The 392-nt window shown below is 67.6% G+C and carries 1 protein-coding gene; it reads right to left on the bottom strand.

The genetic code is table 11. From position 1 onward, the window contains the following. Positions 1 to 371: hypothetical protein (locus I6F16_RS37780; RefSeq protein ID WP_225174815.1), on the bottom strand; the 371-nt coding region annotated here is incomplete at its 3' end. Positions 372 to 392: the final 21 nt, after the last annotated feature.

Genomic DNA, 392 nt, shown 5'->3' with positions numbered 1-392 from the left:
GTGTAGGCCGGAACCGGCGACGCCACGACCGGCAGGCCGACGCTCATTTTCATCGTCAGGCGATTTTCGGACTTCACCTGCCATACCGGCACCGGCAGATCAGGCGCATCCAGGCTGGGCTCGACCGGGATGATGCCGACATCGGCGTTCTGCATGAACTCATAGACACGACCGGGATGCCAGGGCACTCGGCGGATGTGCTGCGACATCAGGAAGCGCAGGCGATGCAGGCAGCGCGAAGCGGGCTGAGCGCGCAAACGCTGACCGGCCTCGCGCAGCAGGCGCAGCGGCGTGTCGGCGCGCCCATAGGGGCCGACGATCGTCACGTCGAGCCATGCCGGCGGGGTGCCGAGGACGGGCAGTTCGCTCAAGACGCCCGAGGTCACCAGGAC

Source organism: Bradyrhizobium sp. IC4060 (genome assembly GCF_020193715.1).
GTDB lineage: Bacteria > Pseudomonadota > Alphaproteobacteria > Rhizobiales > Xanthobacteraceae > Bradyrhizobium > Bradyrhizobium yuanmingense.
The sequence above is the reverse complement of the archived record's forward strand: the minus strand, read 5'-3'. Positions and strand labels throughout refer to the sequence as shown.